Annotated in this window: 3 protein-coding genes; all 3 read right to left on the bottom strand. The window is 38.2% G+C overall.

The window, feature by feature from the left end; all coding sequences use genetic code 11:
* Positions 1 to 461: 461 nt before the first annotated feature.
* Positions 462 to 2,066, bottom strand: a complete 1,605-nt coding sequence (locus AAKU52_RS16910) for a RagB/SusD family nutrient uptake outer membrane protein (protein WP_354335731.1) — start codon at positions 2,064 to 2,066, stop codon at positions 462 to 464.
* Between the two features lie 10 nt (positions 2,067 to 2,076).
* Complete coding sequence (locus AAKU52_RS16905; protein ID WP_354335728.1) at positions 2,077 to 5,532, bottom strand: TonB-dependent receptor; 3,456 nt, start codon at positions 5,530 to 5,532, stop codon at positions 2,077 to 2,079.
* Positions 5,533 to 5,660: 128 nt separating this feature from the next.
* Positions 5,661 to 5,966 (bottom strand): FecR domain-containing protein, encoded by a 306-nt coding sequence (locus AAKU52_RS16900; protein ID WP_354335726.1) that lies wholly within the window; start codon positions 5,964 to 5,966, stop codon positions 5,661 to 5,663.
* Between the last annotated feature and the right edge of the window lie 124 nt (positions 5,967 to 6,090).

The raw sequence follows: 6,090 nt of genomic DNA, 5'->3' as shown, positions 1-6,090 counted from the left end.
CTAAAATACATAAAAATATCCTAAATAACAAAAAAAACAAGTGTAATTTATTGTTAATCAATTAGTTAAATCACATATTGCCTTGCAACGGTCTTTTAATATACATTGTAATATATTTCAATTTTTCTGCTCATCTAATTAGTGAAATTGAAATTTACTTCTTCCAAAACCTGATATAACTGTTTAAAGCTACATGAGTTTCAATGCTCTAAAAAGCTATTTTGATAACGAAAATTAATTTTTACTCGTTTATTTTGCAATGGTCTTAATCAATATTTGAAGAATGAAATTAAAGAATATTAGAGAAGGTGAATTAAATGGGTGGTAAAATGATTCATAGCACAAAAAAGAGGTGCCTCGACCTTATCGGGCACCTCTTTTTAAAAAATTATTAACTTCTGTTTGTTGTAAATATCAGTAAATCCAAGAATGAAAGTAAATTACAATCACGATAAGTTTCATCACCAGCCGGGATTTTGTGTTGCCCCCCTGTTTACAGACATTTCACCACTCGGTATCGGGAATAATAAATGCTTATCTGAAACATTTGTTCCCGCAAGAGCACCATAAGCATAAGTACCATTATAGGCCTTATATTCTAATGCCACAGCTTTCATTGTTGGAATAAAGATTCCCCACCTAATTAAATCGGGACGTCTTAATGCCTCAAAGCATAATTCGCGGGATCGTTCATCCTGTATCAATTTAAGAAACTCGTCTTTAGTCTTTCCAGGCTGAATGTCTGCTGTTGCATTCGTTGCAGTTAATGCTGTTCCGTATCCCCTGCGCCTCACTATATTTATAGCTTCCAAAGCACTTGACGAAGGGCCGCCATTTACTTCGTTGTCTGCTTCGGCCAACATCAACAGTACATCTGAATACCTTAAAATAGGAAAGTTAGCCCCATTAAAGTTTTTATCTTTAGGTAATAAGGTTTCATAAGTCCTTCTCCATTTAGCCGCAGTACGGTTATAAATCTGACCGGAAGTAAAATTTACCCGCTTGCCTTTAGAACTATAAGAAAATGGAGCGATGGCCCAATCTCTTCTCAAATCGCCTGTACCGTACAACCGGAATAAACGTTCCGTTATTCTGATGTTTCCATAGCAATAACCTGAATCTGCAAAGTTTGCTACTGTGTAACCGATTCCAATATCATTACCTAAACGGCCGTTTGAAACGTAACCATCTGCCCTATTTCCTTTTTGTTCTGCTTCCCACATGGTCTCTCTTACATCGTATTTATCCTGCATTTCATTAACAAATACTTGACTGAAGCCACTGTTATTACTTCCGTCTGGAGATAATGCTGCCGTAATTAAAGTGTGTTCTCCTGAGGCTTTCACTTTTTGCGCCCAGCTTAGTGCTTCTGCATATTTAGATTTATCCAGCAATGGATAGCCGGCCATCGTTAAACATACCCTGGCAAGTATTCCCGCTACTGTTGTTTTACTTACCCTACTGCTGTATCCAAGGGATGTCGAAGTTTTCACTTTCCCTTCTGCAGCAATCATGTCTTTTAATATTTGCTCATAAACTTCTTTCGTTGACGTACGTGGTATATTCGTATTATTTACATCTGTTGTGGGTGTGATTTTAAGGGGAATATCTCCATAATTGCTCACAAGCATAAAATGATAGTAAGCCCTCATAAAAAGTGCCTCTCCTAAAACAGCATCTCTCTTTGTTTCATCCATAGAAGCTATTTTTATATTAGCGATCAGGATATTTGCTCTTTCTATACCGGTATACATTTGCTTCCATAAGTTGTTGACATCGATATTGGTATAATCGTAATTATAAACCCATACGCCAGTTGTACTGGAAGCCGCCGCACGAATGCATTCATCTGTACCGGCTCCAAGTTGGTTAAACATGGCATCGCCGTAAACGGGCATCGTAGAAAGTGGGTTATAAACGCCAGCAAGGGCACTTAGTAATTTTTCTTCAGTATTGTAATTTTCCTCTGGAGAAAGGAAGTCTGCAGGTTTTGTTGCTAAGAATTTTTGACAGCCACTGATGGTGAGGAGTGCTATGAAGCTAAATATTAATATTAATGGTTTCATATTTTTTTGATTAGAAGGTGAGGTTTGCACCAATGACGATTGTTCTTGCCTGAGGGTATGAAGAAAAATCAAAACCTGGTGTGAGTACTGAATTATAATTGCTTACTTCAGGATCGACCCCTGAATACTTGGTCCAGGTGATCACATTCTGTGCGGAAGTATAAATCCGGAAAGTTCTTATGCCGAGTTTAGTAGAAAGTTTAGCTGGAAGATTGTATCCAAAAGCTACTGTTTTTAAACGGAGATAAGAAGCATCTTCCACGGTACGTGAAGAATAGCCACCACCAAAGAAACCGCCTGTCCGATAAAGATCAGTATTGGTATTCTCCGGTGTCCACCTGTTATTATACGAAGTTAGCTGGTTAAGGTAGGGTTTGTTAAATACATTCCCTTCAAATACAAGGCGGTTTACATTCATGGCATCGTTACCATAGGACCATTGAAAGAAAAGGTTGAGGTCAAATTGTTTATATGTAAAGCTGTTATTGAAGCCACCGGTATGGATGGGAAGTCCCCTGCCGATTGCCGTATAATCTGAAGCATTTACGGTGCCGTCGCCATTGAGATCCTTATATTTTATATCGCCTGGTTTTATAAGGCTCCTGGTATTACCGTTAGTTGTAATGCCATCTTTAAGTACATAAGCCCCACTTGTTGTATTTTTATCAAAATCGTCGTACTGGTAAACACCGTCCCAAATAAAACCATACATATTACCTACAGACATTCCTACTTTAGAAATATAGGCTGGCAAGGTGGACCAGTTGTTGTCCCAGTTTATGGCTGATGTTAAATATTCCTGACCTTCGGTAAGGGATAGTATTTTACTCTTGTTAAAGGCAATATTGATATTGCTAGTCCAGCTAAAGTTTTTAGTTTGCACAGGAACCGCATTTAAGGAGAGTTCTAAACCTTCATTGCTCATGCTGCCAATATTTTTAAAAGCATTGGTATAGCCCATGGAAAAAGGAAGACTGGCATTTAACAACAGATCGTAAGTTTTTTTTCGGTAAATGTCGGCCGTTAAATTGATGCGATCTTTTAAAAATCCCAAATCTAAACCGGCATTAAATTGTGAGGTGGTCTCCCACTTCAGGTCTTTATTTCCAGTTGTTAAAGGAACAAGACTGCTATTATAGACATTATTAAAAATATAAGTATTGTAGATGGGTAAACCTGCGGTAGAAAGATAAGCAAAATCACTAACCCTGTTGTTACCGGTAAGTCCATAACTTAGCCTTATTTTGGCATCGGATACAGCACGTATATTCTTCATGAAACCTTCTTCAATTAACCTCCAGGAAACTGCAGCAGAGGGGAAATAACCCCAACGATTTTCTGGTGAAAATTTAGAAGAGCCGTCTGCTCTAAAAGATGTGGTAACATAATATTTTGATTTGTAATTATAATTCGCTCTTCCTAAAAATGACGACATACGCCATAAGGAGGCTGTGGCTACCGTTCCTAGAGGAATTGGCAGTCCTTCATTTAGGCCTCTGATGCCAAGGGTTTCATTGGGCAAATTGGAGGCGGCAAAGGCATAGGCTGATGTATTTCCGGCTTGTTCCGTTACACCACCAAGGATATTGATGCTGTGGTCATTTATTTTTTTATTCCATGTTAGTGTGTTTTCATTGATCCAAGAATTGTTTTCTGAATTATTGATGGAACCATTTACGCCATAACTTGCGCCCCACGTTGTTCTTCTACTTCCATATAAGGTTTTTGAATTACTGAAGGATTCGTATTGGCCTGCTGTATTAAAAATACCACCGGTAACGCGTAGAACAAGTTCTGGCAATATTGCATATTGCGCATAAGCGTTGGCGGTTAAATTTCTAGAACTATATTTTCTAACCAAATTCTGCTGATTGATAACGGGGTTAATCCTGTATTCGGTCGACAGATTTACGGTTGGGTCAAACAGGTCATCTTCAATTCCTGTAATGTCCCTTACGCCTGTGACAGGTCTGGATCCGTAAACGCTATACAACAGTGTTGTTGCGGCATTACCACCTGATTGCGAAGGACTTATTCCTGTTTGCCCTAAGTTGCTGTAGTTTACATTGATTCCTACTTTTAACTTGGCATTCACAGTTTGATCGAGCGTTACCCTACCTTGGTATCTTTTATAATCAGAATTAATAATGATACCATCCTGATTAATGAGTGAACCTGAAACAGAATACCTTGTTTTTGCATTTCCCCCGCTTATGGAAAGGCTATTGTTTTGTATCGGTGCCTGGCGAAGAATCAAATCTTGCCAGTTGATTTCGGGTGCGGTTTTATAAAAATCCAAGGTTCTTCCTTCACCTAAATAAAGTGCAGTTGGACTAAGTGTGTCTGTTGGATTTGTATCTCTTTCTAACTGGTAGTTTACAAAATCAGAAGGGTTCATTAGATCCAGATTCTTTAATCTATTTTGTATCCCATATGAAGTTTTGAAGCTGATGATCGGAGGCCCTTCTTGTCCTTTCTTTGTGGTGATGATAATTACGCCATTTGAACCTCTGGCACCGTAAATTGCGGTCGCTGATGCATCCTTCAACACCTCTATGGATTCTATATCTTCCGGGTTGATGACATTAGGGTCTAGGTTTTCATTTGGAAAACCATCGATTACATATAAGGGTGAATTGTCTTGTGTGATGGAATTATTTCCCCTGATGACAATATTTACCCCAGCACCTGGCTGTCCATCTGTTGAACTTACCTGTACCCCAGCCACGCGGCCAGCAAGGAATTCTGCGAATGAACGTACCGGTGCCTTTAAAGCATCCTTCATGTTCACCTTATCCACAGATCCAGTCAGGTCACTCTTTTTTACGGTTCCGTAACCTACTACAATGACTTCATTTAAATCGGACACTTCGGCTATTAGTTTAACATTGATAAAGCTATTTTTACCAATGGATACTTCTTGTCTGATAAAACCCATATAGCTGAAAACGAGGATAGCATCAGCATCAGCTTTTATAGAGAAATTCCCATTCTGATCGCTATAGGTACCGCTGCCCCCTTTAATGGATATTGAAACACCTGACATGCTCGTACCTGAGGAATCGGTTACTTTTCCCTTGATGACATCCTGGTTAGCCTGTTTTATAATAACAACCACATCATCTACCATATAATAGGTCAATTGATAGGGGGTTAAAATTTTTCTTAAGACTTGACTCAGCTTTACTTCACTGAAGTTTTGGTTTACTTGAAGTGACGTTCTTACCATTTTGTCCTGATAAGCAAATTTAATATTCGCTTTAGCGGATAAGGCCTGTAGGGCCGCATCCAGGGTAACGTCTTTTAATTCGATTTGAACGGTGTTGTTCAATATCTTTTGGCTGTAAGATTCGTTGGCAATGGCCAGTGAGCAAAAGCAAAAAGTCATGCAGCTCACTATAATACTGTATTTCATAGTTAGGATACAATAGTGCATTACTCTATTTTTAAATAGAGATTTTTTCATAATTTTACGTTTTAATTTGTGAATAAATTGTATTCCGATGATTTCTCAGGTCTGTCGGGTACTTCTTTTGGATCATTTAAATTCGTGCTGAATCTGATCAGGGCGGATTATTTTTTGTTTTGTAAGTTTTAACATCCGTTACCTGTAAGTTTATATTCCCCATTTTCATGTTTAATAGTTATATTTAGCAGTTTGGCCAAAACCTTTAAGACTCTTGCCAGGGGTTCATTATTAAAATCAGCGGTGACCACACAATGCAGATAAGCCTCTTCCACCCTTATTTTAACATTATATTTCCGCTGTATATCTGCAATTACTTCATTCAAATCCCTACTCTTAAAAATAAGCTTCCCTACTTTCCAGGCCACTGCATCAGCAGGTTTTGCGGAATGCGAGATGTATTCGGTTTGCTTTTTTTCCTTGTTATAAATCACTTCCTGAGCAGGTGTGATAAATAAAGTACTATAATACTCCCCAGTATTAGGTCAATAATTTAAGGTCTAAAAAAAACCGTAAATTTATTGACAGATGAAAAAAGTTAGCAGAAAGAAGTTCAGT

The sequence above is a fragment of the Pedobacter sp. CG_S7 genome, assembly GCF_040544395.1.
GTDB lineage: Bacteria > Bacteroidota > Bacteroidia > Sphingobacteriales > Sphingobacteriaceae > Pedobacter.
The sequence above is the reverse complement of the archived record's forward strand: the minus strand, read 5'-3'. Positions and strand labels throughout refer to the sequence as shown.